Annotated in this window: 32 protein-coding genes; all 32 read left to right on the top strand. The window is 61.4% G+C overall.

The window, feature by feature from the left end:
- Nucleotides 1–123: 123 nt before the first annotated feature.
- Nucleotides 124–555, top strand: coding sequence for a VRR-NUC domain-containing protein (locus tag JZZ72_RS19355; RefSeq protein WP_210014937.1), 432 nt, complete (start codon nucleotides 124–126; stop codon nucleotides 553–555).
- A complete protein-coding gene (locus tag JZZ72_RS19350) occupies nucleotides 552–1,829 on the top strand; it encodes a tyrosine-type recombinase/integrase (RefSeq protein ID WP_210014936.1) in 1,278 nt (425 codons plus the stop codon). The genes JZZ72_RS19355 and JZZ72_RS19350 overlap by 4 nt, the downstream gene beginning before the upstream one ends.
- Before the next feature lie 13 nt (nucleotides 1,830–1,842).
- Nucleotides 1,843–2,139, top strand: coding sequence for a hypothetical protein (locus JZZ72_RS19345; protein ID WP_210014935.1), 297 nt, complete (start codon nucleotides 1,843–1,845; stop codon nucleotides 2,137–2,139).
- The gene (locus tag JZZ72_RS19340; RefSeq protein WP_210014934.1) at nucleotides 2,136–2,453 is read left to right on the top strand and encodes a hypothetical protein; all 318 of its coding nucleotides are present in this window, start codon (nucleotides 2,136–2,138) and stop codon (nucleotides 2,451–2,453) included. Before JZZ72_RS19345 ends, JZZ72_RS19340 begins: the two co-directional genes overlap by 4 nt.
- Before the next feature lie 10 nt (nucleotides 2,454–2,463).
- Nucleotides 2,464–3,150, top strand: coding sequence for a hypothetical protein (locus JZZ72_RS19335; RefSeq protein WP_210014933.1), 687 nt, complete (start codon nucleotides 2,464–2,466; stop codon nucleotides 3,148–3,150).
- A 24-nt stretch (nucleotides 3,151–3,174) separates the two neighbouring features.
- On the top strand, nucleotides 3,175–3,693 hold the full coding sequence (locus JZZ72_RS19330; RefSeq protein ID WP_328825170.1) for a hypothetical protein: 519 nt from the start codon (nucleotides 3,175–3,177) through the stop codon (nucleotides 3,691–3,693).
- Between the two features lie 276 nt (nucleotides 3,694–3,969).
- Nucleotides 3,970–4,194, top strand: a complete 225-nt coding sequence (locus JZZ72_RS19325; RefSeq protein WP_210014932.1) for a hypothetical protein — start codon at nucleotides 3,970–3,972, stop codon at nucleotides 4,192–4,194.
- A 304-nt stretch (nucleotides 4,195–4,498) separates the two neighbouring features.
- A complete protein-coding gene (locus tag JZZ72_RS19320; protein ID WP_210014931.1) occupies nucleotides 4,499–5,014 on the top strand; it encodes a hypothetical protein in 516 nt (171 codons plus the stop codon).
- Nucleotides 5,015–5,044: 30 nt separating this feature from the next.
- On the top strand, nucleotides 5,045–5,368 hold the full coding sequence (locus JZZ72_RS19315) for a phage holin, lambda family (protein WP_010952643.1): 324 nt from the start codon (nucleotides 5,045–5,047) through the stop codon (nucleotides 5,366–5,368).
- Between the two features lie 4 nt (nucleotides 5,369–5,372).
- Nucleotides 5,373–5,567, top strand: a complete 195-nt coding sequence (locus JZZ72_RS19310) for a hypothetical protein (protein ID WP_197854300.1) — start codon at nucleotides 5,373–5,375, stop codon at nucleotides 5,565–5,567.
- Nucleotides 5,567–5,902 carry an HNH endonuclease gene (locus JZZ72_RS19305; RefSeq protein ID WP_210014930.1) on the top strand — a complete coding sequence of 112 codons (336 nt, stop codon included), beginning with the start codon at nucleotides 5,567–5,569 and terminating at the stop codon, nucleotides 5,900–5,902. Before JZZ72_RS19310 ends, JZZ72_RS19305 begins: the two co-directional genes overlap by 1 nt.
- A 239-nt stretch (nucleotides 5,903–6,141) precedes the next feature.
- Nucleotides 6,142–6,687, top strand: coding sequence for a terminase small subunit (locus JZZ72_RS19300; RefSeq protein ID WP_210014929.1), 546 nt, complete (start codon nucleotides 6,142–6,144; stop codon nucleotides 6,685–6,687).
- Nucleotides 6,684–8,372 carry a terminase large subunit gene (locus tag JZZ72_RS19295; protein WP_210014928.1) on the top strand — a complete coding sequence of 563 codons (1,689 nt, stop codon included), beginning with the start codon at nucleotides 6,684–6,686 and terminating at the stop codon, nucleotides 8,370–8,372. The genes JZZ72_RS19300 and JZZ72_RS19295 overlap by 4 nt, the downstream gene beginning before the upstream one ends.
- Nucleotides 8,373–8,522: 150 nt before the next feature.
- Nucleotides 8,523–9,821: a phage portal protein gene (locus JZZ72_RS19290; protein WP_125855663.1), complete on the top strand. Its 1,299-nt coding sequence runs from the start codon at nucleotides 8,523–8,525 to the stop codon at nucleotides 9,819–9,821.
- A gap of 16 nt (nucleotides 9,822–9,837) precedes the next feature.
- Entirely contained in the window at nucleotides 9,838–10,695 is an 858-nt protein-coding gene (locus tag JZZ72_RS19285; RefSeq protein ID WP_210014927.1) for a head maturation protease, ClpP-related, read from the top strand.
- Between the two features lie 2 nt (nucleotides 10,696–10,697).
- A complete protein-coding gene (locus tag JZZ72_RS19280; protein WP_099453655.1) occupies nucleotides 10,698–11,879 on the top strand; it encodes a phage major capsid protein in 1,182 nt (393 codons plus the stop codon).
- Nucleotides 11,880–11,927: 48 nt separating this feature from the next.
- Entirely contained in the window at nucleotides 11,928–12,461 is a 534-nt protein-coding gene (locus JZZ72_RS19275; protein WP_210014926.1) for a hypothetical protein, read from the top strand.
- A 4-nt stretch (nucleotides 12,462–12,465) separates the two neighbouring features.
- On the top strand, nucleotides 12,466–12,807 hold the full coding sequence (locus JZZ72_RS19270) for a head-tail connector protein (protein WP_210014925.1): 342 nt from the start codon (nucleotides 12,466–12,468) through the stop codon (nucleotides 12,805–12,807).
- Nucleotides 12,804–13,130: a phage head closure protein gene (locus JZZ72_RS19265; protein WP_210014924.1), complete on the top strand. Its 327-nt coding sequence runs from the start codon at nucleotides 12,804–12,806 to the stop codon at nucleotides 13,128–13,130. Before JZZ72_RS19270 ends, JZZ72_RS19265 begins: the two co-directional genes overlap by 4 nt.
- A gap of 10 nt (nucleotides 13,131–13,140) precedes the next feature.
- Nucleotides 13,141–13,308 (top strand): hypothetical protein, encoded by a 168-nt coding sequence (locus tag JZZ72_RS19260; RefSeq protein WP_210014923.1) that lies wholly within the window; start codon nucleotides 13,141–13,143, stop codon nucleotides 13,306–13,308.
- Nucleotides 13,309–13,311: 3 nt separating this feature from the next.
- Complete coding sequence (locus JZZ72_RS19255) at nucleotides 13,312–13,887, top strand: HK97-gp10 family putative phage morphogenesis protein (RefSeq protein ID WP_210014922.1); 576 nt, start codon at nucleotides 13,312–13,314, stop codon at nucleotides 13,885–13,887.
- Nucleotides 13,880–14,266 (top strand): DUF3168 domain-containing protein, encoded by a 387-nt coding sequence (locus tag JZZ72_RS19250; RefSeq protein ID WP_210014921.1) that lies wholly within the window; start codon nucleotides 13,880–13,882, stop codon nucleotides 14,264–14,266. The genes JZZ72_RS19255 and JZZ72_RS19250 overlap by 8 nt, the downstream gene beginning before the upstream one ends.
- Before the next feature lie 54 nt (nucleotides 14,267–14,320).
- Nucleotides 14,321–14,818 (top strand): hypothetical protein, encoded by a 498-nt coding sequence (locus tag JZZ72_RS19245; RefSeq protein WP_210014920.1) that lies wholly within the window; start codon nucleotides 14,321–14,323, stop codon nucleotides 14,816–14,818.
- Nucleotides 14,819–14,858: 40 nt separating this feature from the next.
- Nucleotides 14,859–15,188 carry a hypothetical protein gene (locus tag JZZ72_RS19240; RefSeq protein ID WP_210014919.1) on the top strand — a complete coding sequence of 110 codons (330 nt, stop codon included), beginning with the start codon at nucleotides 14,859–14,861 and terminating at the stop codon, nucleotides 15,186–15,188.
- A 92-nt stretch (nucleotides 15,189–15,280) separates the two neighbouring features.
- Nucleotides 15,281–15,439 carry a hypothetical protein gene (locus JZZ72_RS19235; RefSeq protein ID WP_236066301.1) on the top strand — a complete coding sequence of 53 codons (159 nt, stop codon included), beginning with the start codon at nucleotides 15,281–15,283 and terminating at the stop codon, nucleotides 15,437–15,439.
- Between the two features lie 41 nt (nucleotides 15,440–15,480).
- Nucleotides 15,481–15,816: a hypothetical protein gene (locus JZZ72_RS19230; RefSeq protein WP_210014918.1), complete on the top strand. Its 336-nt coding sequence runs from the start codon at nucleotides 15,481–15,483 to the stop codon at nucleotides 15,814–15,816.
- 53 nt (nucleotides 15,817–15,869) lie between these two features.
- On the top strand, nucleotides 15,870–19,241 hold the full coding sequence (locus JZZ72_RS19225) for a phage tail tape measure protein (protein WP_210014917.1): 3,372 nt from the start codon (nucleotides 15,870–15,872) through the stop codon (nucleotides 19,239–19,241).
- Complete coding sequence (locus JZZ72_RS19220) at nucleotides 19,241–19,591, top strand: phage tail protein (protein WP_210014916.1); 351 nt, start codon at nucleotides 19,241–19,243, stop codon at nucleotides 19,589–19,591. Before JZZ72_RS19225 ends, JZZ72_RS19220 begins: the two co-directional genes overlap by 1 nt.
- A 37-nt stretch (nucleotides 19,592–19,628) precedes the next feature.
- Complete coding sequence (locus tag JZZ72_RS19215) at nucleotides 19,629–20,330, top strand: phage minor tail protein L (protein ID WP_210014915.1); 702 nt, start codon at nucleotides 19,629–19,631, stop codon at nucleotides 20,328–20,330.
- Nucleotides 20,331–20,332: 2 nt separating this feature from the next.
- Nucleotides 20,333–21,115, top strand: coding sequence for a C40 family peptidase (locus tag JZZ72_RS19210; RefSeq protein WP_210014914.1), 783 nt, complete (start codon nucleotides 20,333–20,335; stop codon nucleotides 21,113–21,115).
- Complete coding sequence (locus JZZ72_RS19205; protein WP_210014913.1) at nucleotides 21,112–21,696, top strand: tail assembly protein; 585 nt, start codon at nucleotides 21,112–21,114, stop codon at nucleotides 21,694–21,696. Before JZZ72_RS19210 ends, JZZ72_RS19205 begins: the two co-directional genes overlap by 4 nt.
- A gap of 56 nt (nucleotides 21,697–21,752) precedes the next feature.
- On the top strand, nucleotides 21,753–24,442 hold a 2,690-nt coding region (locus JZZ72_RS19200), incomplete at its 3' end, for a host specificity protein J (RefSeq protein ID WP_210014912.1).

Raw genomic sequence — 24,442 nt, 5'->3', positions numbered from 1 at the left:
CGGCCTCGCGGCGGCTCTTTGTCAGGCTGGTGTAGGTCCTAGCGACTCTACAGCCTCCTTTTGGGCGATTGTCGCAATTGCCGACGCGATGGGGCTTGTGGGTTTTTTGTGGGGGCGCGACGAATGCTGAAAGCCAAGCCCCGCGTTTTTGCCCCGAAGAAGACTCGCGCCAAGCCCATCGACCGCGAAGGCCTTGAGCAGGCCTCACTGATGCACGAAGTCGCGCTGCGCTACCCGACAGCTGCCAAGCTGATCTACCACGTCCCGAATGGCGGGCACCGGCACAAGCTGGTGGCGCTCAAGCTGAAAGAGCAGGGCGTGAAGGCCGGTGTTCCTGACCTGGTGCTGCCGATGGCCCGCGGCGGACACTTCGGCTTGTACATCGAGTTCAAGGCCAAGCCGCCATTCGACGCTGCCGTGTCGCCGAGCCAAGACGCCTACATTCAGGCGCTGCTCGACCAGGGCTATCTGGCGATCGTCTGCCGGGGCTCCATTGATGCGCTGGAAGCAATCCGCGCTTACTTGCTGCAACCGCAGACCAAGGTGGCAGCATGAGCAAGACACTGACCGTTACCTTGTCCGATGCCGAGATTCGCCGGCACGCGGAAAGCGAGGTCCGCGACCTTCGAGACACCCGGCAGCCAGCCTTCCGCTTCCGCTACAAGCAGGACCGCGCCCGCGGCTCCTGGTACCTGGTCCATGGCAGTAAGTGGAGCAAGATCGCCAACTATCCGGACCTCAACACCAAGGCGGTGCTGAGCGTGCTGCCGGCCGTGCGCGCTCGGATAGCGGGCGAACCTGGCGCCGCTGTGTCCGTGGGCACCTGGCTCACCACTGGCCAGCTGTTGAAGTGGTTCGACGAGCGCATGAGTAAGGACCGCAATCTGTCGGACAAGCGCAAGTCCACCGCGCACTCGGCTATGACCAAACATTTGATCCCGCGCCTGGGCGATCTGCCGTTGGCGGAGGTGAGCAAGTCCGAGATCGACCAGCGCCTGATGTGGCCGCTGCAGGCCGAGCTGTCGCTGGAGTACCTGCGCCTGATTTTTCGCCTGCTGGCCCTGGCCTTCAAGCAAGCCGCTCGATTGAACATGATCACCACCAATGGCATGGCCGCCATTCGCTTCAGTGACTTCTCCAAGGCAAAGATCAAGCCCAAGCCCGCCCGTCTGCGGGACGTTCAGGTTGAAGGGCTACTGAGCCAGCTGGAAGAGCATTTTGCTCAGGTACCGGCCGAGGCCATGTTGGCTCTGATGATGCTGTCCCACGGCACCCGTGTATCCGAGACCCGCTTGGCGGCGTGGCGGGACTTCAGCCTGGAGGAGCGTCAGTGGCATATCCCGGCCAAGAACACCAAGACCCGGACCGAGCTGAACTTGCCGCTGACCGCGCAGGTGTGTGGGTTGCTCCAGCGCTACCGCAGTGCACAGGTAGCAAGTGGCTACAGCGGCCTGTATCTGTTCCCGGCCAAATCCGGCAAGCCGCTGAGCGACAGCCAGGCTTTTGCCGTCTTTACCCGCCTGGGGCGTGGCGAGTGGACCAGCCATGACCTGCGCAAAGTAGCGCGCACTGCCTGGGTGGATCTGGGCATCGACTTTCTGATTGGCGAGCTGCTGCTCAACCATGCGATGGGCCGGAACGTGCAGACCTACATCCATTCGTGGGTGGAGACTGGAAAGCGTGAGGCTCTGGAGAAGTGGCACCAATGGCTTGATGGGCGTGGCTTCACCTCGATTCACACCATTGCCGAGCCATTACGTGAAGTTTCGTGTTTTTCCGCAGAGGCCGCGATTGGCGCGGGCTCCAGCCATTCCAACGACAAACCATAGGCGAGGATTCGAAATGAAGAGCATTGACCAGATCCGCGCCGAATTCGAGCGGCGCTATCCGGTGCCGAGCGGCCTGCGCTGGGACCCAGTAGTCGGGCTATCCGGCTATTACGTTCTTGAGTGCGCCGATTGCTGCACGGATGTGTTCAACACGATCTACGCGGCCCGCTGGGAGACCTGGCTGGATTGCACCAAGGCACTTCGCGTCACCAATCCGTTCCCAGTCCAGATGGGTGATCCGGACGCAGCATGGGCTCGGGAGGTTGCGGAGAAGTCGCTGCAGTCTCAGGGACTGAAGGTGATTGGTTGATTAGGAAGCACGGTCCAGCCTTCAAGAAGGCCGTGATCGAGCTGGGCAAGTGCCCTTTGTGCCGTGGGAGAGCGGTCACGATGGGCACGTTCTACGAACTGCCATGCGATCACTGCAACGCCTCAGGCTGGGTGGTGGCTGCAACTGGCGAGGCCCTGCCCCTGGATGAACTGGTGACCCAGCTCAGCATGAGGCTGCAGGCCGCGACACGGCAGATTGAGCAGTTGAAGAAGCCTCGGGCCACTGGGCCGGAGGCTCTGCATCAGGATGGCAACCGGCTGGGCGCCGGCGGCACAAACTACACGGGCGATTGAGGGGAAGGACATGATCTATAGCAGCGTATCGGGGGCGGTAGTCGCGGCATTGGCGGCTGGCGAGAAGGGCTCAGCAAAGGGGCAGGCGTGGCAGAAGCTGTACAGGGCAGTTGAAGAGGAGGGTGGGTGCCTGGCTTCGCTGGGGGGGCAGGCGCACGGTCTTGACCGGACGCAAGTGGACTACTGGATTGCTGCACGTCTTCATCACCTCCTGAAGGACTGGCATTGGGATGCCTTGGTGGCGAAGTACAGCACCAACAAAGTGAAGAAGCTGCAGGCAATCACGGCTGTTCGCCCGCGCATTGCCAGCCCTGCGCCGCAGCTGTTCATCTTCAAGGCAGTGACGGCCTGGGCGATCCCTAAGTTGAAGGGCGCCCGCCGGAAAGCGCCGCGCTCGGTATCGGTCGAGGTGCCGCTGGATGCGCCTGCTTGGCGGCGTGATTCGCTGGTCAATGCTGCGGTGGCGGCAGGCCAGGCAGAGAAGCACCGCATCGAGGGGCAGCAGGAGGAGGTGATCGTCCTGGTCGACAGCTTCTACGACATGAATACCTGGGATCTGGATGCTGCCCCGGAGTCGACGCGCCGCCGATGGAGGGCCGATATCAACGAGAAACTCGACGGCATGGTTAGTGACGCACTAACAGAAGTTCGCGCGATCCTTCAAGCTGAAGGGCTGCTGATGCAAGAGGCTGCGTAATTGCCTGTTGACATTAGTGAGCGCGTGAGCGAAATTATCCCCATCCTGTCATTCCTGCGCGTTTCAGAGGATAGACAATTGAAAGCCCGGCCATCGTGTCGGGCTTTCTGTTTCAGCACTTCCTTGAATGGTGGAGCAGAGCTGTTAAAGTTTGCGTCCTTTTTCGAGCCTGAGACGGATCTTATGCAACAGTTTTTCTCCAAGACTTTCGGTGGGCTGACGCCGAGTTACTACATTCGCCAGATGATCTTCGGCTCCCTATTCGCAGCCTCCATCATTTTCATGAAGGCGAGGTCGCCAAGCGGCGTCACATTTGACGTGATTTCCCTCGCGCTTGTCTGCACGCTGCTCTATCCCTACTCACGCTTCGTCTACGAGAGCGTCATTGGATACATCATGGGAAACAACGTGTTCTTCGTGAATGCGCCCCTGATGTTAATGGTGAAGGTCATTACGATGCTTATGTGCTGGTTCTTCGCTATTTTTATTGCGCCCGTGGGCCTTGCATACCTCTACTGGCACCATAGTCGCCAGGCATCCTGAGAAGAGTAGTGTTATCAAATAGCCCAGCCATCGTGCTGGGCTTTTTCGTTTATGCAGATGACGCGCCCAGGCAGCTGGGCTAAGTCGGTAGTGGCATCGATCAAAGCCGCGCGCTCCCTGATCGGTTACGCGATGAGAGGCTGGGGTACGTGACCCAGCGATCCAGCCCGTCAAGCCGGGTAAGCACCGGCCCTCTGCACCCTTGAAATCAAGCCCCGAGTTGCCCACACATTTCACTGAGCGCAGAATGCAGCTTTGAGTGAAGGAGCGTTCAGCATGGTGTTGCGTGGCATGGCGCAGATGCATTTCGATGACTTGGCTGAGAGGTTCCAAGATCTGGTTCGCACTTTCGGTGGCTCTGAACCGGTAGAGTTCGTATGGGTTGTGTTCTACCAAGGTCGGGTGTTTGGCGCTTATCCGCTCGCAGAGCAGGCCCTTGTGAAGATCACCGAAATTGAGCACTGCATCAGCGTTGATGAAGTTCCCGTCCCGCAAGCGTAACGCTGTATCTGCGTTGAGCTTTTGCGGTTCACCGGTGACGCGTCTCCAGCTGACGTGGCGGTTGAAGCGATTGCGTGGCAGTATTGACGCCCGAACTGCACATGCCCGTGGCAACACGGGTCGGCAAGGTAGTTCGGGATACCCGGTCGAAAGGCCGGGTTTTTTATTGAAGCCTCGGCATTCGCCGGGGCTTTTTCGTTTTCGGCTACACCACACCCATCGCTCCGAGCTGGGAGTGCTGTTGGGGCCGACCTATTTGAAGGCTCGCCATGTCGGTGGGCCTTTTTTGTTTCTGGAGAGAAGGATGAGCGAGCAGGCCAAGCGTTACGAGCAAGCTGTTGTGGACGCAGTTGTGGCAGGAGATGCCGATAAGCTGGAGTCAGCGCTGCGTCGCCTGTCGAAATGCGATGGCATCATTTTCCTGAACGCTACCAGACAACTGCTGAACACCGATCAGAAGAAGTCACTTTCCACTGCCATCATCCCTAACCTGGTCAATACGCTCCCGCCGTTCTACTACGAGGACGGGGTTGTATATGGTGCGGTTTACACCGACGGGGTTGGCATCTTCGCGAGGGCCGCCCATCGTTCCGGTGTCGGGATCGAGCGTAGTGTGGTGCTCCCCATCGTGGAGCAAGCGCGAGCCGAGTATGACGGCGCCGTGCTGAAGCGAGTGCAGGACCTCAAGGCCGAGATACGAGAGCTGGATAACCTGCTGCATGGACATTCCTCGGCAGACTACAAGCTGATCAACTTCGGCGTGGTCGAGCTGCTGAAAGGGCAGGCACTTCTGCTTGCTGCAGCTACCAGCGGCCAATAAACCAAGCTCCCTGCAACGGGAGGAATCGAGATGCCAAACATGCCCGAGAAGGATCCTGGCCTGTGGGCCGCTGTGCTCACCTGGGTGCTGGCCCACCAGCCTCAGCTGTATGCCGCTGGCCTTTCCGTCGCGATCGCCGTCCTCCGGGTGGTGTATGGCGGTGGCACCCGCCGGCAGATGTTCTTGGAGGGCGCCTTGTGCGGCCTCATCACCCTGGCCTTGGTACCGCTGCTCGAATGGATGGGTCTGCCTCAAGGCATGGCCACCTTCGCAGGCGGCATGGTCGGTTTCATGGGCGTGGAGAAGCTTCGCGGCTACTCCGACCTGTTCCTATCTCGCAAGGCTCAGGGGTAAGCAGATGATCACATTGACCGACAGCAACGGCCTCAAGCGTTACCTCGCTCCCGCCGCCATCGCACGTGTGGACGAAGCCTGCACCAGCAGTCAGTGGCACGGCATCTGCGCCATCGTTCGCACGTTCGACGGTCAGGTACTGGAGGTTAAGCAGCGGGCTGATGACATCGTGCGCCTGATCACCGAGTCGAAAGACTGATGGCCAGGCTCAAGACGCTCGGCTCTCGTATAAAGGAGAGCGCAGGCTCTCGGGTCAAGGCGGTGAGCCCTGGCAGTTGGCGAAGCGGCATGACCAGCTCCCAGCGCGGCTATGGCTACAAGTGGCAGCAAGCCCGAGATCGGTACCTGCGCGACAACCCGTTGTGTGTCTACTGCGAGCGGAACGGCCGCACTACTGCTGCCAGGGTTGTCGACCACATTGTTGCTCACCGTGGAGACATGGTTCTTTTCTGGGATCAGGCCAACTGGCAGAGCCTCTGCAAGCTCTGCCACGACTCTGTTAAGCAGGCTGAGGAAGCGGCCGGAATCTTATAGCGCTATAAAAATCTTATTTTTCTAAGAAAAATTGGATGGAGAGGGCTGTAGAAATCCGCATTTCGCACCGGATTGGTGCGACCGGCCTCGAAAGTGCCGCTGAAGCGTCCGAATCGTCACTAATGAGACTGATTCCCATCAAAAAGGGGTAGGGGGGGTCAAAAGCTAGGGATTCTCATCTAGCTAGACCGCCTCCGATCCCATGTACAGATTTTTTTCCCCCACAGGATTTTTGTTAAATGGCTTTAACATCCCGCAAGCGCGCTTTCATCGCTGCGCTGAGGGAAGGTGCGTCTAATCGAGACGCTGCCGTGGCGGCCGGCTATTCCGAGAAGACAGCGTCTGCGGCGGGCTCTCGGCTGGTCAAGGACAAGGATGTAGCGGCTGAGCTGCTCAAGCTCCGCGCCCTGGGTTTGATGCCTCAAGATGTTAAAGGCGATGTTAAAGCGCATGTTAAAGCCAAGCTTGCTGAGAAGGCCTCGGCAAAGGATGAGCAGGCGGCAGATTCGGACCCTGTAGCCGAGGAACATCCGGAACCCGAGCCAGCTGGTTTCGACCTGACCCAGGCGCTCCTGCATCGAGACCCCAAAGACTTCTTGCTGTCCGTGATGAACGACCACGGCAGCGAACCGAAGCTGCGTGTTGATGCAGCCAAAGCCCTGATGCCATTCGTTCACCCGCGCAAGGGTGAGAGCGGCAAGAAGGACCAAGCTCAGGCTAATGCCGAGAAAGCGGCCACCGGCAAGTTCGGCACGCGCCGCGGCCCACTGCAGTCGGTGAAATGATGGAGTGGTCAACCGCCTGTCCAGACTGGGAGCAGCGCATTGTTGCCCGCCAGAGCCTGATCCCATTCGAGCCGCTGTTCCCGACTGAGGCTGAGGAAGCCTTGGACGTGTTCGGTGCATTGCGCATGGTGGACGCCACTGGCAGTCCGTTGATGTGCGAGACCGTGCGTGACTGGGTCAACCAGTTCGTGGCCGCAATCTTCGGCGCCTACGACCCAGACTCAGGCCGGCGCCTGGTCAGCGAATTCATGCTGCTTATCAGCAAGAAGAACGGCAAGTCGACCATCGCCGCCGGTATCATGCTTAGCGCGCTGATCCTCAACTGGCGAGCTTCAGGTGAGTTCATCATCCTCGCACCGACCAAGGAGATCGCGGACAACTCTTACCTGCCGATCAGGGATATGGTGGCGGCCGACGACGAGCTCAAAGCCTTGCTGAAGGTGCAGGACCACCTGCGCACCGTGACCCACCGTCAGACCAACGCCACGCTGAAGGTCGTTGCGGCAGACAGCGAGACGGTGTCGGGCAAGAAGGCAATCGGCGTGTTCATCGACGAGCTGTGGGTGTTCGGCAAGCGCGCCAATGCCGAGGCGATGCTGAGAGAGGCCACCGGTGGCCTGGCATCCCGACCGGAGGGTTTCATCATCTGGGCCACCACCCAGTCCGACGCCCCGCCTGCTGGTGTGTTCCGGCAGAAGCTGATGTACGCCCGCAAGGTGCGCGACGGCGAGATCGTCGATAAGTCGTTCTTGCCGGTGCTGTATGAGTTTCCCAAGGCGATGCTGGATGCCGGCGAACACCGGGACTTCTCCAACGCGTACATCACCAACCCTAACCTTGGGCTGTCGGTCGACGAACCTTTCATCGAGCGTGGTTACGCACAGGCCCAGCTGGACGGCGAGGAGTCGTTCCGCGTCTTCCTGGCCAAGCACCTCAACGTCGAGATCGGCTTGGCGCTGCTTTCGGATCGATGGGCTGGTGCTGATTTCTGGGAGGCGCAGACCTCCGAGCTATGCCGCACGTTGGAAGACCTGATCGAGCGCTGCGAAGTGATCGACATCGGTGTCGATGGCGGAGGGCTGGATGACTTGCTTGGCTTTGCAGCACTTGGCCGAGAGCAGGGCACACGGCGCTGGCTGACCTGGACTCACGCCTGGGCCCATCCATCAGTACTGGAACGGCGTAAAGCCGAAGCGCCACGCATCCGCGACTTCGCCAAGGATGGGCACCTTACCCTTGTTGAGCGCATCGGCGACGACATTGAAGCGGTTGCGCACCTGGTGGCGCAGGTCGAGCAGGCCGGCCTGCTGGACAAGGTCGGGCTGGACCCGGCCGGTGTCGGCGCGATCCTCGACGCGCTGGAGGCTATGGGTATTCCGCGCGAAAAGATCGACGGTATTTCACAAGGGTGGCGCCTGGGCGGAGCCATCAAGACTGCCGAACGCAAGCTGGCCGAGGGCACGCTGCTACACGGGGGCCAGCCGATGATGGCCTGGTGCTGCGGTAACGCCAAAGTCGAGCCGCGTGGCAACTCGATCCTCATTACTAAGCAGGCCAGCGGCTCGGCCAAGATTGACCCGCTGATGGCTCTATTTAACGCTGTGACGCTTATGGCCCTCAACCCCGCCGGCCAAGGTGGCATGGAAAACTTCATGGCTGGCATTCGGGACCCATTGATCGCATGAACGCATTTCATATTTTCATCGCCTGCGCAGTGGTCGCTTTCTGCTTGGCATGCAGCGGGGTCTGGATGCTGGCTGGTACCGGCTGGGCTTTGCTGGCCGGATCACTGAGCTTCTTCTGCATCGCCGGCTTCATCCGCAGAGGGCTTGTCAGTGATTAAAACCCTATCCCAGGCACTGGGCGCTGCTGCCACCAAGCCTTCAGCCAGTATGAGTGAATGGCTGGGCAAGACTATCAAACTGTCGGATGGAGGTTTCTGGAGCGCCTTTAACGGCGCCCAGTCCAGTAGTGGTAAGTCAGTCAGCGTCGACAAGGCAATGCGCCTGTCCACCGTGTGGGCATGCGTTCGTATCATCTCGACCTCGGTAGCCGGCTTACCGTTGAGCATCTACCGGCGGATGCCCGATGGTAGCCGAGAGAGTGCCCGCGATTTCCCGCTGTACGACGTTGTGCACAACAGCCCCAACGAAGACATGGCTGCCTTCCATTTCTGGCAGGCAGTCGTGGCATCGATGCTGCTGTGGGGCAACGCCTACTGCGAGATTCACCGCTCCGCAGGTCGGGTCATTGCGCTGGACTTCCTGATGCCGTCTCGAGTCGACCTCGAGTTCGATGATGACGGCAGGCTGCGATACTTCTTCAGGCCCCGAAAGGGAGCCCGCCGAGAGATTCAGCGGCAGGACATGCTGCATATCCCAGCATTCACCCTGGATGGGCGGGTCGGGCTTTCTGCTATTCGGTACGGCGCAGATGTGTTCGGTTCTGCGATGTCTGCAGACGATGCCGCCAACAGCACCTTCCGCAACGGCATGATGCCCACAGTCGCGTTCTCGGTCGACAAGACGCTTAACCCGGCTCAGCGCGTCGAGTTTCGTGAGTACGTTAAGACAATCTCCGGGGCATTGAATGCCGGCAAGAGCCCAGTGCTCGAGCAGGGCGTGAAGCCGGAAATGATCGGCATCAACCCCGCCGATGCGCAACTGCTGGAGTCGAGAGGGCACAGCATCGAGGAAATCTGCCGCTGGTTCGGGGTTCCACCCTGGATGGTGATGAAGACCGACAAGGGCAGCAACTGGGGCACAGGACTGGAGCAGCAGCAGATCGCGTTTCTCACCTACTGCATCATGTCCTTCACGGCGCCGATTGAGCAGTGCGTGAACAAGTGGTGCATGACGGCGGTTGACCGGATCAAGTTTTATGCGGAGTACTCGCTTGAAGCATTCCTGCGTGCGGATAGCGCGGGCCGTGCGGCTTATCTCAGCACGATGGGACAGAACGGCTACCTGACCCGAAACGAGGGCCGGCGAAAAGAGAACCTTCCGAGCATGCCGGGTGGCGATGTACTGACCGTGCAATCCAACCTGGTTCCACTTGACCAGTTGGGCAAGCAAAACGATAGCCAGGCCGCAAGGGCCGCTCTGATGAACTGGCTCCAACAGCCCGAAAAGTAAATCACGGGAGTAATCCATGAAGCACAAGATCCAGTCTCGCGGCCTGCGCAGCGAGATGAGCCCGCGCGCGCTCGACAAATGGAATCCCGCGATCCAGGCGGCCGTCGAGAACACCTCAGACACCATCACCGTGTACGGCGTGATCGGCGAAGACTGGTATGGCGAGGGCGTCACGCTGAAGCGAATCGACGCCGCCTTGCGGGCGATCGGCGAGCGTGATGTCACCGTCTACATCAACTCGCCAGGCGGTGACATGTTCGAAGGCATTGCCATTTACAACCGCCTGCAAGAGCACAGTCACGAGGTCACCACCAAGGTGCTCGGCATGGCGGCGAGCGCTGCTTCGATTGTCTTCCTCGCGGGGAAGAAGCGAGAGGTGGCCAGCAGCGCCTTCCTCATGATCCACAACTGCTGGACCTGGCTTGCCGGCAACCGCAACTACCTCCGCGATATCGCCGACGATATGGAGGAATTCGATGCCGCGATGGCTGACCTCTATGCCGAGACCAGCGGGCAGTCGGCTGAAGACATGGCCGAACTGATGGACGACGAAACCTACATCCGCGGCAAGCGTGCCGTGGAGCTTGGTCTGGCCACTGGGTTGTTGTCGTCCGCCGAGGTCACCGAGCGCGAAACCGAAGACGCTGCCCAGGCCAATGCACTCAAGGCCATGGATGTAGCCCTGGCCAAGGGAGGAATGCCTCGCTCCGAGAGACGCGAGCTGTTCGCCAGTTTCAAGTCCGGCATGCCTCGCGCTGCCGGCGGGGGCACGCATAACGCTGCCCTGACCGATAAGCCTCGCGCTGTCGCGCCAGACCTCTCCGCCTCTCTGAGCGCGGCAACCAATCTCCTCAATTCTCTGAAAGGAAAGTGACCATGGACTTTGAAGCCCAAGTCAAAGAACTCAACGCCAGCCTCAAGGGCATTGGCGACCAGATCAAAAGCCAGGCCGAGGCGACCGAGAAGCAAATCAAGGCTTCCGGTGAAATGAATACCGAAACCCGTGCCAAGGTCGATGAACTGCTGACCAAGCAGGGCGAACTTCAGGCGCGCCTGGGCGAGGCAGAGCAGAAACTGGTGAATGCAAGCCGGGATCGGAGCCATCAGGAAGAGCCGCAGAAATCGGTAGGCGCTCTTGTGATCGAGAGCGAAGAAATGAAGGACATGAACTCGTCCTTCCGTGGTTCCCGCCGTGTCTCCGTGCCGCGCGCGGCCATCACCACCGCAACCGGCGGTGACCTGGTGCAGACTCAGCGCTTGCCGGGGATCATTGCCCCGCCTCAGCGCCGACTGACCGTCCGCGACCTGGTCGCGCCAGGTACCACCGAATCGAACTCCATCGAGTACGTCCGTGAAACCGGCTTCGTCAACAACGCCCGCACTGTGGCGGAGAACACTGCCAAGCCGTACTCCGACCTGACCTTCGGCCTGGCCACGGCGAACGTGCGGACCATCGCCCATTTGTTCAAAGCCAGCCGCCAGATGCTGGACGACGCCAAGGCACTGCAGAGCTATATCGACGGTCGTGCACGCTATGGCCTCACCATGGCAGAAGAAGCTCAGTTGCTTTACGGCAACGGCACCGGCGTGAACCTGCAGGGCCTCATGACGGTTGCTCAACTGTACGCCGCCCCGGCTGGCGTAGCTGTAGTGGGCGAGCAGCGCATTGACCGCCTGCGCCTGGCGCTGCTGCAGGCCGAGCTGGCCGAGTTCCCATCCGACGGCATCGTGCTCAACCCGATCGACTGGGCGGCCATCGAGCTGACCAAGGACGGGGAGGGCCGCTACATCATCGGTCAGCCTCAGGAAGGCACCAACGCGAAACTCTGGAATCGCCCAGTGGTTTCTACCCAGGCCATGACACAGAACGACTTCCTGGTCGGCGCCTTCAAGCTCGGCGCTCAGATCTTCGATCGCATGGAAATTGAAGTGCTGATCTCGACCGAAAACGGTGATGACTTCGAGAAAAACATGGCAACGATTCGTGCTGAAGAGCGCCTGGCCTTTGCCATCTATCGCGACGAAGCGTTCGTCACTGGCCCGCTGGTCACGCCTTAATCTTTCCGCAACACGGCGCCAGAAATGGCGCCTCAACGGAGTACTCCCATGGCACGTAAACAGGAAAAACCAGAGTCTACGGTCGAGCCGCAGGATCCTGCCTCGACCACTGAAACGAGCGGCAGCCAGCCTGAAGATGGGGCTTTGGCCCTCTCGCCGGGTGATGCAGTCTCGCCAAATCCTGGCGAATCGGCCGCTTCTGAAACTGATCCAGGCTCGGGGGATAGCACAGAGCAGGCACTGCCACCCGCACCGGGAGACTCGGGGCCTGGATCGAACGTCTCAGCAAGCGACCTGAGCACTATTGCCGAAGCCTCCGCTACTGAAACGGGGGCATCGGAAGGCGCAGGACAGAGCGGCCCAGCGGCGGCTGAGAGTGGCGACGATATCGACCAGCCAGTTGGCGAGGATCTGGTTGCAGCTAACCCCAATCCAGCAACTCTTCAGATCTACCCGATGCGCTCCTACATGGATGAGGGCGAACTGCGTCGCCGCGGCGGTCCCGCTTACATGGTGCCACGCCGGCATGCAGAGGAGCTGGTGCAGCGGAAGTTGGCATCGCTCGAGCCGCTGGAGGAGTGAAGGCATGCCTGTAATCAGTTTGACCATTGCACGCCATCACCTTCGAGACCCTGACGACGATGACGAGTATCTAGAACTCCTGATCGAGGCCTCGGAAGGGCAGGCGATGGACTACCTGAACCGTCGTTTCTATGCCGATCAGCAGGCGCTGGATGAGGCTGTCGCCGCCGGAGCTGCCGGCGAGTCCCCCATGGTCTGCAACAAGCAGATCAGGGCTGCCTGCCTGCTGATCCTCGGCCACCTTTACGCGAACCGTGAGGACGTTGTGATCGGGACCACCGCCACTGAGCTGCCGAAAGGCTCGGAGGCACTCCTGACGCCGCACCGCATTGGGTGGGGCGTATGAGGGCCGGCCCGCTGCGTCATCTGTGCAAGGTCACCTTCCCGCACGAGGAGCGCAATAAGTCCGGGGGCGCCACAGTGACGTGGTTGCCCGCTGCTCGTCCTGATATGTGGGCTGAAATCAGGACCCCCAGCGGTCGGGTTTCATCTGTTGCCGAGCGACTGGAAGCCGTCGTCACTGCCGAGATCATCGCCAGGTCACGCACTGACATTGTTGCGGGCTGGCGGGTGACCAGGCGCGGGATTACCTACAAGGTCGAGGCTGTTTTGCCTGACAACGAAAACTCAATGATGAGGCTCTTGTGCTCATCAGTCCCCAACCCATGAGGTACCTCCAATGAAAATTCGTGCACTGGGCCGACTCTCGGGCGCCTCCGGCGATCGAGAGAAGGGCGAAGAGTTCGAGCTGGCCAAGGAGTATGCCGAGGGCCTGATTGCTCGCGGCTACGCCGAAGCGGTCACCGACAAAGCCGAGAGGCCGAAGGCCGCCCCGGCCAAGGAGTAAGCCATGGCCCGTCGATCAAGGCTGCGCGGTGACTTCAAGCTGCGGCGGACGCTACGCAATATCCACAATATGATGGACAACGAGCTGCGCAGCACCATGCAGACGTGTGCGAACAGAATCCTCGGCACCATGCAGCAGCTTATCCCTAAAGACACTGGGGCCGCTTCGGCGGCCCTGTCTGCGTTCGTATCGAAGAGCGGGCTGGATGCCCAGGTTGGCCTGCGAGGCAAGTGGGACAACGAGCGGTTCTTCTACATGCGCTTCATTGAGTACGGTACGAAGGGCTATTCCGGCACCATTTATCGCCGCGCCGACAGCAATGCCATCGGCGGTGCGCACACCAAGAACCGCGACACAACACAGCTTAGGGGCCGCCGCAATTCCTTGCGGCAGCGCGAGGTGAAGAACAAGTCGGACGGTGCCAACTTCTTTGGCAAGTATCCGGACATTCCGGCACGGCCGGCGCACCCCTGGCTTCGGCCAGCTTTGCAGGTCAACCGGGAGTTTGTCTTGGCCGAGATCGGGGCAACTATCACTCGCACGTTGCGGCGAGCAAGTCAGGGGGCCGGCAATGGCTGACCCATCCCTTGCGCTGCAGGAAGCGCTGGTCGCCCGCCTGCGCGACGAGGTCGATTGTCCTGTATTGGACGGGGCCGGGATCAACACCCCGATGCCCTATGTGTCCATCGACCGTGAGGTCTCGACCAACATCAGCCCTATCGCTGGGCGCAAGCGCGAGCAGCGCCTGATCTACCTGTCTGTCTGGTCTGATGCCGTTGGCCAGGCAGAGGTCAAGCGCATCAACGGCAAGGTCATCGCCGCCCTCGACGAGCGCCGTCTGGTGCTCGAGCACGGGCGGGCAGTGTCCGTGCGCGTGCTCCAGGCCGACGCCCAGCGCGATGCTGATGGCACCACGTACCAGGGCTCGATCACGGTTCGCGTGATCACCACCCACTGATTCACCTATCGGCCGCCCCGCGGCTTTATCCGATGTGCCTTTGGAGGAACCCCCATGGCCGAAGACAACCTGAACACGGCGGCCGGCTGCCGCTTACGCTTTGGCGGGAAGACCGCCGCCACCACCGAAACCGAGTACAAGGCCGATGACTACATTGACGTGGGAGAGATCGAGGACCTGGGCGAATTCGGTGACACCTTCAGCAGCGTGACCTTCACCGCGCTGAGCGATGGCCGGGTGCGTAAGTACAAGGGCACCGCAGACGCGGGCGACATCACTTTGACTGTCGGCCTGGATAGCGGCGATGCCGGCCAGAAAGCGGTGTCCGTCGCGCACAAGGACCGCACCAAGGGCAACTACAACACCATGGTCACCCTCAACGACGGCGACCCTGGCGCGACCCCGGCAATCCTTCCGACCACGTTCTACTTCGGCGTCAAGGTGATGAACAACACCGTGGCACCTGGTGCGGCTGACAACGTGGTGCGCCGCAACATCACTCTCGCCATCAACACCGAGATTCTGGAAATTCCAGCACACGCAGCCCCGTAACCAACAGGGGCTTCGGCCCCGCCTCAACAGGACCTGAACCATGAACAAGACTTTGCACGGTACCTTGACCGTGAAGCTGGGCGACGAGGAGTTCACCCTGCAGCCCACGCTGAAGGCGGTGCGCGCGATCGAAAGCCGCTTTGGCGGGCTGCGCGGCGCCTCGCAGACTCTCAATGCCATGAGCGTGGATGGCTGCGCCATCATCCTTGCCGCCGGCGCCGGTCTGGAAGGCAAGTCAGCTGAGGCGATCCCCGAGAAGGTCTGGCAAGCTGGTGTGCTGGGAGTGTCGGTGCAACTGAACGCCTACCTCGCTGCACTCTATAACCCGCGCGGTGGTGACCAGGGAAACGACCAAGCCGGGGCGGCGTAAGCGTCGTTGAGGACGGCAGCTACGTCGACCGGCTTTACGCCATCGCGACAGGCTGGCTGGGATGGACCCCCGCCACGGCCTGGAGTACACCATTGCCCGAACTGTTCATTGCGCTGGATGCCAAGATCGAGTGGTCGCAGATGACCAATCCGTTTGGCAGCGGCAAAGCAGCCAGCCAGAAGGTGAAGCCCAAGCCTGCTGATGTTGCTGAGAAGCTGCGGCAGGCGCTGACGGGAATGCGCGCTAGTTAGCATTTTGTTAGTCTTCCCTGTCCAAGTGCGAGGGATTGACGATGCTGAAAATGATGGTGATGCTTCCTGCCTTTTTGTTGCTGGCAGCATGCGGGCAATCGGATGCCCAGAAGGCAGAAAGTGCTGCCGCAATGGCTGAGATAAGAAACCAGCGTGTGGCTAGAGAGTTTGTGGGTGGAGCCTTAAAAGATCCCGACAGCGCTGAATTTCGTAATCAGCGCGGGCTTTGTGGCGAAGTGAATTCTAAAAATTCCTTTGGAGGCTATGTTGGTTTCAGGAGATTTATCGCGGCAAGCAAGGAAATGGTAGTTTTCGAAAATGATGGCCGCATGAATCCGGGCGATTTTGAGAAAGCTTGGTCAACGCACTGTCGTTAGTTTTTTCGTTTTACCGCCCGCTTCGGCGGGTTTTTTATTGCCTGGAGAAAAGCATGGCTGACCAACAAGTCCAGGGGATGCTGGTTCAGATTGAGGCCACCACCGCCCAGTTGCGCCGCGAGCTTGCCAGTGCCGATCAGTTGGTGGGGCGAACTTCGCAGTCTATTGATCGGAACTTGGTACGGGTCGACACTGCATTCGATAGAGTTGGCACCGCGGCTCAGCAAGCGGGAACATTGATCAGGGGAGCGTTCGCTGCTGTAGCTGGCGCAGGGCTGATTGGCGGCATCATTAAACAAGTCGACGCCTATGGGCAGATGTCGGATCGCATGAGGGCTGCGGCAGGGGGCTCTGAAGAGTATCAAGCCGTACAGCAACACCTGCTACGTACCGCCCAGGAGACCTACCGCCCGCTGGCCGAGGCACAAGAGCTTTACATCCGCACCGCGGACGTAATGAAAACCCTAGGCTTCAACACCCAGCAGACGCTCGATATCACCGATAGCTTCAGCTTCCTGCTTGTGACCAACGCTGCATCTGCCGACAAGGCGGGATCAGCACTTGATGCCTACTCCAAGGCTTTGCAGACTGGGAAGGTTTCCGCCGACGGCTGGATCTCTATCCAAGCAGCGATGCCGACTGTTGCAGACGCGATCGCCAGCGCGACCGGAAAGAGCGCGAAGGAAATCCGCGCACTCGGCGTTGATGGCAAGCTGGCCTTGGATGACCTGAACACTGGCTTACTGCGTACGGTTGAGGTAAACCGTAAGGCAGCGGCGGACATGTCCACCAGCGTGCAGGACGCGCTGACCAACATGGGCACAGCTATTGGCAGTTTTCTCGGTGGCATGGAGGAGCGCACCGGCTTAGTGGCCGGGCTTTCCAAGGCTCTTCTGGTTTTGGCTGAGCACGTCAACCTGGTCGCCATCGCGATGGGGGGCGCAGGCGCCGCTGCGCTGACCAACTACGTCGCGAAGGCCGGCCTGGCTTTGAAGGCTGCACTGGCCCAGCGCGCTGCCGAGGTCGAGAATGCCCGCGCAGCGCTGCGAGCCGCCGACGCCCAACGGATCTATGCTCAGGCACAGCTCCAGCAAGCTCAGGCCTCAGTCGCTGCCACCAGTGGTCTGCAGCGGTTGTCGCTGGTGCAGACACAACTGATCCCGCGGCAGGCCGCGCTCAAGGCGTCCACAGATGCCCTGGCGGTAGCCCAGGCAAACCTGACCCGGGTAGCGACTGGCGGCTTGTTGGCCGCACTGGGCGGCCCGATGGGGCTGGCTCTGCTTGCTGGAACGGCGGCCGCAAGCTTCTTGCTGCTGCGGGACAACGCGGACAAGGCTGGCGTGAGCCTCGACGATCTGCACAAGCCTGTTGCTCAACTGCGCGAAGAGTTCGCCAAGCTCAACAAGGATCAGCGCGAAGCATCGTTGGTGAAATGGCAGCAGGAGCAGATCACGGCTACGGATAAGGTCAAGGATGCCTATGGCGATCTGGCCCAGTCCATTCGCTCAGCCACTGTTACTGCCCCGGCGCGAGACTCCAACGGGCAGTACAACAAGCAGTTGGCTGATTACCGGTCGATCATTGATCGGCTAAACGAGGCGCGCGCCGCCGGGGAAGATCTCTCGCCGACGCTCAAGGAGGTTGCCGATCGGTTGCAGATCCCAGCCAGCACAGTGCAGCGATGGCTGACGCAGGCCGGCGCTGTGAGTGACGCCGATCAGCGCTCTGGGCTAATCGCCGAGACGCTGCGCGTGCTAACCGGTGTCACCGAACAAAACACCTCGGCCACCCAGGCCAACAATGTCGCCAAGGCTGGCATGAGCGCTGCCGGCCAGGCCTACCTGGAGACGCTGCAGAAACAGCTGGCCGGCCTGCAGGACAACGGCGACGCGCTCAAGATCGCCAACCGGCATCTCGCCGAGAATGCGGATCTCACCGAAGTAGATCGTCAGGCGATTATCTCTGCGGCGAACGCGATTGAGTCGCAGAAGAAGGTCAACGAGGCCGCGAACAAGGCCAAGCGCAAGGGCGCCTCGGAAAGCGAGCAAGCCAGCAAGAAACAGCTCAAGGATTTCGAGTCGACCGAAGAGGGCTACAAGCGCCAGATCGAACTGATCAACACCTCCGGCGACAAGCAGAAGGACGCCACCGAGGTAGCCAAGCTTTCGTTCGAGCTGCAGGAGGGCAAGCTGGGGAATCTGTCCAAGGTTCAGCAGAAGCGCCTGCTTGAGCTGGCCGCCGAGCTGGACGGATTGAACAAGATCAAGAAGGCCAACGAGGACGCCCTGAAGCTCAGTGCGTTTAAGGCCGCCCAGGCTGCCGGTACCCAGACGACGATCAACGGCTACTCGCAGGAGCTGGCCGGCATCGGCATGGGGGATAAAGCTCGCGACCGGATGCGCGCTAACCTGGCGATTCAGCAGAAGTACGTCGAGGATCTGAAGGCGCTCAACGAGCAAAGCAACACCGGGCAGATCAGTCCGGAGCTGTACGCTAGCCAGAGCAAGGTGCTGCAGGACGAGCTGAACAAGCAACTGATTGCTCAGCAGTTCTACTACGAGCAGGTCGATGAGGCCCAATCGAACTGGGTGAATGGAGCTCGGGACGCCTGGGCCGACTTCGCTGATGCGGCGCAGAACTACGCTGCGCAGGCGGCGGACTTTGTAGGTGGCACGCTTGGGTCTGCCACCAGCGAGCTGGGCGGCGCTTTCTCCGACATCATCACGCAGTCGAAGAGTGCAGAGGATGCGTTCGCCGATGCTGCAGCCGGCATGGCGAAGTCGATGATAAACGCCCTCAGCGATATGGCCGCGCAGTGGCTTGTGTATCAGGCGGTGCAGGCACTGGTCGGGTCCACGACGCAGAGCGCTGCGAGCCTTGGCATGGTCGCCAACGCCCAGGCAACGTCGTTCCAGGCCAGCCTTGCTGCGTATGCCTCCACGGCTGCGATACCGGTCGTGGGGCCTGGCCTGGCCCCGGGCGCGGCAGCTACGGCTGCTGCTGCAACTGCACCCATGGTTGCAGCGGTATCCACCGCGACCGCGATGGCGGGCGCGGGCTTCATGGATGGCGGCTACACCGGCCACGGCCGACGTGATGAGGTGGCGGGGCCAGTGCACCGCGGCGAGTACGTGTTCGACGCCGAGGCCACTGCGCGCATTGGCGTGGGTCGTTTGGAGGCGCTGAGTAACGGCCAGATCGGGATGGTGGGTACTTCTTCGGGCGGCGCTCCCGCGACCGCGCCGGCGCCCGGCGGCCCCGCGCCGATCATCATCAACTCACCGATCAATGTTCAGGCCCAGCCCGGTATGAGCGACGAAGCCGCACGCCGCCAGGGGGCAGCGATGGAGGACGGGTTCCGGCAAATGTGCCGGGAGGTTGTCCGAGAGGAGTTCGGGCAGGGCGGCTCTATGTGGAGGCGGTAATGACAGAAACCTTTGACTTCGACATAGAGGCGGACGCCGATGGCGACATCAGTCAGCGCACTTGGGATAACGACTTCGGCGATGGCTACGCGCAGTCAGGCGGTACCGGCATCAATACGAAGTCGCAGTCCTGGAATGCAACTCACACAGGCCTGCTGGAGCAGGGAGAGGAGGCCCTTGAGATCTGCAAATTTCTTGATCGGCACGAAGGCTACAAAACCTTCTTCTGGACCCCGCCTGGTGGAGTGCAGGGGCGGTATCGGGTCAAGGGCTACAAGCTCAAAGCCAGAGGCAACCCCAAGCTGGTAACGATCAGCTGGACGTTCGATCAACGATTCACCCCTTACTAAGCCCCGCCCGTGCGGGGCTTCTTGTTTCTGAGGCCCCATGACTTTTAATACCGATATCCAGAAGCTCGAGCCGGGCAACCAGATCCGGCTGTTCGAAGTGGATGCCACGCGCTTGGGCGGTAACCTCTGGCGCTTCCACGGCCACGCCCAAGAGGGCGACATCATCTGGCAGGGCCACCTCTACGAGCCGATCCAGCTCGAGGCGAAAGGGTTCGACATCCGCGGCGATGGCCGGCCTTCGTCGCCGACCCTGCAGCTGGCCAACGAGCTGGGTGGGGTGAGGGGTGCAATTTCAGCGCTATGCCTGCACCTGCGCGACCTGGCCGGCGCCAAGGTCAAGGTCATCGAGACCTTTCGCCACTTCCTGGATGCCGCGAACTTCCCGGACGGCAACCCAGCCGCCGCCAACCAGGCGCGCATCAACCTCTGGTACATCGAGCAGAAGACCGATGAGGACCGGGAGCAGGTGACCTTCCAGCTCTCCAGCCCGCTGGACCTGGAGGGGCAGATGCTGCCTACCCAGCAGATCACCAAGCTGTGCCGCTGGGCCTGCCGTGGGCAATACCGCCAGGAGGCGTGCGGCTACACCGGCACAGCCAAGTTCACCAAGAAGGACGAGCCCACCAACAACCCCGCGCTGGACCGCTGTGGCGGGCGCTGGAAGAGCTGCAAGGCTCGGGGTAATACGCGCCGCTTCGGCGGCTCCATGGGCGCCAGTCTCATTGCCAGCTCGAGGTAACCATGCGCATCAACCAACAACTACAAGCCGCCATTCGCGAGCATGCCGAGCGGGCATACCCGGACGAGGCCTGCGGGGTGCTGATCAAGACCGAGCAAGGCCGCGAGTATGTGCCGTGCCGCAACCAGGCCAGCACACCTCGCGAGCAGTTCTCGCTGAACCCCGAAGACCTGGCCCAGGCTGAAGACCGTGGCCAGGTCCTCGCGATCATCCACAGCCACCCCGACAAGTCGCCGGCACCCAGCATGGCTGATCAGGTGAGCTGTGAGCTGCATGAGTTGCCGTGGGGCATAGTCGGCTGGCCCGGCGGTGAGATGGAGTGGTTCAAGCCTTCGGCCTACCAGGCGCCTCTACTGGGGCGTGACTTTGCGCGCGGCCTGCTGGACTGCTGGGGCGCGTGCCGCGACTGGTACGCCCGCGAGGCCGGTCTGGTGCTGCCGAACTTCGAGCGCAAAGATCTGTGGTGGGAAGAGCGTGATGGCCCGAGCCTGTATGAGGCGAATTTCGCGGACGCCGGCTTCTACCTGGTTGACGAGCCCCGCCGCGGCGACATGCTGGTATTCATCGTGCCGTCACCAGGCCGGCCATGCCACCACCCCAACCACGCCGCCATCTACCTGGGCGACGAGCCGGCCTTTGTCAGCGAGCCAGCCCCGGACCTGGGTGGCAGCGGACCGTTCATCTATCACCACATGGCAGGGCGGGCATCGACTCGTGAAATCTACGGCTGGTCGATGGCCAGCCGCCTGCGCCTGGTGCTGCGCCACAAGGATTACCGGCCATGATGCGAACCATCAAGCTCTACGGCGTGCTGCGCAAGCACTTCGGCAATGAGTTCACCCTCGACGTGTGCAGCGTGCGGGACGCGATCAGCGCCCTGTGCGCCATGGTGCCGGGGTTCGAGAAGTTCCTGCGCACGGGTGAGGAGCGGGGTCTGGTCTTTGCAGTGTTCTCTGGCCGCCGAAACCTGGCCAATTCCGAGCTCGATCTGAAGGGCGATGACCCAGGACAGATCCGCATCGCGCCGATCATCCAGGGCAGCAAGCAGGGCGGGATGTTCCAGACGATCCTCGGGGCCGTACTGGTCGTCGCCGGTTTTTTCGCCGGCGGCACCACCACGGGCCTCGGCATGGCACTGATCGCGGGCGGTGCTGCACTGTCGCTCGGTGGCGTGGTGCAGATGCTGTCCCCCACGGCGCGGACTGGTACCGGAACCAAGAACGAAGACGGTAACAACCCGAGTTACGGCTTCGGCAGCGCGGTCACAACCATCGCCCAGGGCAACCCGTACCCGCTGCTGTACGGCGAGCGCGAGATTGGCGGCGCCATCGAGTCTGGCGGGATTTACACCCAGGACAGGCTGTAGCTGTTGAGCCACCACCAACCCGCTTCGGCGGGTTTTTTTGTTTTCAGGAGATCTGCATGAGCGCAATTGCAGCGAGGCCGCAGGCATCCCGCAATCGTGTTGCCGGGGCCAAGGGCGGCAGTTCGAAGCCGAAGCAGCCAAGCATTGCATCGAACAGCACGCCCTCCATCGCCACGGCCCGCATCGTCTATCTGTGGAGCTGGGGGCCAATTGTTGGCCCGGTGGATGGCCTGCGGTCGATCAAGCTCGGCGACACGCCTATCCAGGCCGCCAATGGCACCATCAACTACCCGGGTGTGAAGTGGCAATTCCGTTCTGGCGAACTAAACCAGCCTCGCCTGGACGGTATTGCCGAGTCGAGTAACGAGATCGGCGTCAGTCAGGAGCTGCGCAGCACCACGCCCTACATCTACACCGTGGCCAACTCCATGGTCGACGCCGTGCGCGTGCGCTTCAGCTGGCCGCAGCTCCAGTCTCAGGATAAGTCCGGCAACATCAACGGCGTGCGGATTGACTACGCGATCGACGTGGCCACCGATAGCGGCCCGTACCAGCAGGTACTGGCGTCTTCGGTCAACCGCAAGAACATCACCAAGTACGAGCGCTCCCACCGCATCAACCTGCCCGAGGGTAGCCGGTGGTCGGTGCGTGCTCGCCGCATCACGCCAGAAGCCAACAGCTCCCTGGTACAGGATGGGATGTGGATCGATGCAATCGCTGAAGTCGTCGACAGCGACCAGGAGTACCCGCTGACCGCCGTCGGCTGCCTGGAGTACGACGCCGAGCAGTTCGGCGGGGACATCGCCAAAGTCGCAGCGCTGATGCGCGGCCGAATTGTTAGCGTGCCGGCGAACTACGAGCCGGAGACACGGACCTATCACACCAGCGGCCCTGGTACCACCAATGGCGTCTGGAACGGCACGTTCAAGCAGGCCTACACGAACAACCCAGCCTGGGTCTTTTATGACCTGGTCCTGCACCCGTACTACGGCCTGGGCGAGCGCATCGATGCCACGCAGATTGACCGCTGGTCTCTTTACCGCATCGCACAGTACTGCGACCAGCTTGTGCCGAACGGCGCCGGCGGCCAGGAGCCGCGGTTCACCTGCAACCTCTACCTGCAGAAACAGGCCGAGGCTTATGCTGTGCTCCAGGATCTGGCCTCGATTTTCCACGGCATGGCTTTCTGGGACGGTAGCCAGATCGTCGTCAACGCCGACATGCCCAGCGACCCGGTATACACCTACACCCCGTCGCAGATCCTGGGCGACGGCGCAATCAAGTACGGCGGCAGCCGCTTGCGTGACCGGCACAGCCTGGCGATGGTGGCCTGGGACAACCCGGCCCAGGGCTTCGAGACCGACAAGGAGCCCATCTTCGACGACGAGGCCATGGCCGAAATCGGCGTGCGCGAAGTGTCCGTCGAGGCGCTGGGGTGCACATCGCTCGGCCAGGCGCAGCGCGCCGGCCAGTGGGCGCTAATGACCGAGCAGCTGCAAACTCGGGGTGCGACTATTCGTGTTGGGCTCGATGGGCATATCCCGCGGCCAGGCCAGGTGATCGCCCTGTCTGATCCGATGCTCTCTGGCCGCGCCAACGGCGGGCGTATCGCTGCAGTTGCAGGCCGGGTTATCACCCTCGACCGGGATACCGAGGTGACACCCGGTGCCCGCCTGCTGGTCAACCTGCCCAGCGGCAAGTCTGAGACCCGGCAAGTTCGATCGGTTGCCGGGCGGGCTGTGACAGTGATCGCCGATTTCAGCGAGGCCCCGCAGTCGGAATGCGCCTGGGCGCTGGACTTCGACGACCTGAAGCTGATGCAGTTTTTCGTGCGCAACGTGACGCGCCCGGAATGGCACCAGTTCCAGTTCGAGCTGATCCAGCACGAGCCAGAAAAGTTTGATGTCATTGACTACGGCGCAGTGATCGACGATCGGCCGATCAGCGTGCTGCCGCCAGGTGTGCAGGAAGCTCCGGCGCAGGTATTGATCAGGAGCCACAGCTCGATAGAGCAGGGGCTGGCTGTCACCACCATGACAATCGGGTGGGATGCCGCGCCGGGGGCCGTGGCTTATGAGGTCGAATGGCGCTGGGGTGCGCGGGACTGGATCAAGTTGCCGCGCACTGGCGAGCTCTCTGCCGACGTGCGCGGCGTGTATGCCGGCCAGTACCTGGCTCGCGTGCGCGCCGTAAACGCGATGAACGTGGCGTCGATGCCTGCCAGCTCAATGTTGACCGAGGTGGCGGGCAAGACAACGCCGCCGCCGGCAGTTACCCACCTGCTGGCCACCAGCGAGCTGTTCGCGATCGGGCTGCGCTGGGGCTTTCCGCCCGGCGCCGAGGACACACAGCGTACCGAGATCTGGTACAGCCCAAGCAACGACCTGTCGGTGGCAACGAAGCTCACCGACCTGGCGTACCCGCAGCGCGACTTCATGCTGCAGGGGCTGGCTGCGGGCGTGTCGTTCTTCTTCTGGGCACGCCTCGTCGACCGCACCGGCAACATCGGTCCATGGTATCCCGTGGACAACGGCGTACTGGGGCAGAGCGGCATGGATGCTTCGCCGATCCTCGACCTCATTGCAGGGCAGATCGGCGAGACCCAGCTGGGCAAAGAAGTCATCGACAAGATCGATGGCCTGCAAGACCAGATCGATGCGCTGGACGGGCTCAAGGCATACGACCCAGGTGAGCCATACGTGAAAGACCAGATGGTCGTGGTCGATGGTCGGATCTACCAGGCAAA

Source organism: Pseudomonas palmensis (assembly GCF_017848315.1).
Taxonomy (GTDB): domain Bacteria; phylum Pseudomonadota; class Gammaproteobacteria; order Pseudomonadales; family Pseudomonadaceae; genus Aquipseudomonas; species Aquipseudomonas palmensis.
Note: the sequence above shows the minus strand (reverse complement) of the source record. Positions and strands in the feature narration are given on the sequence as shown.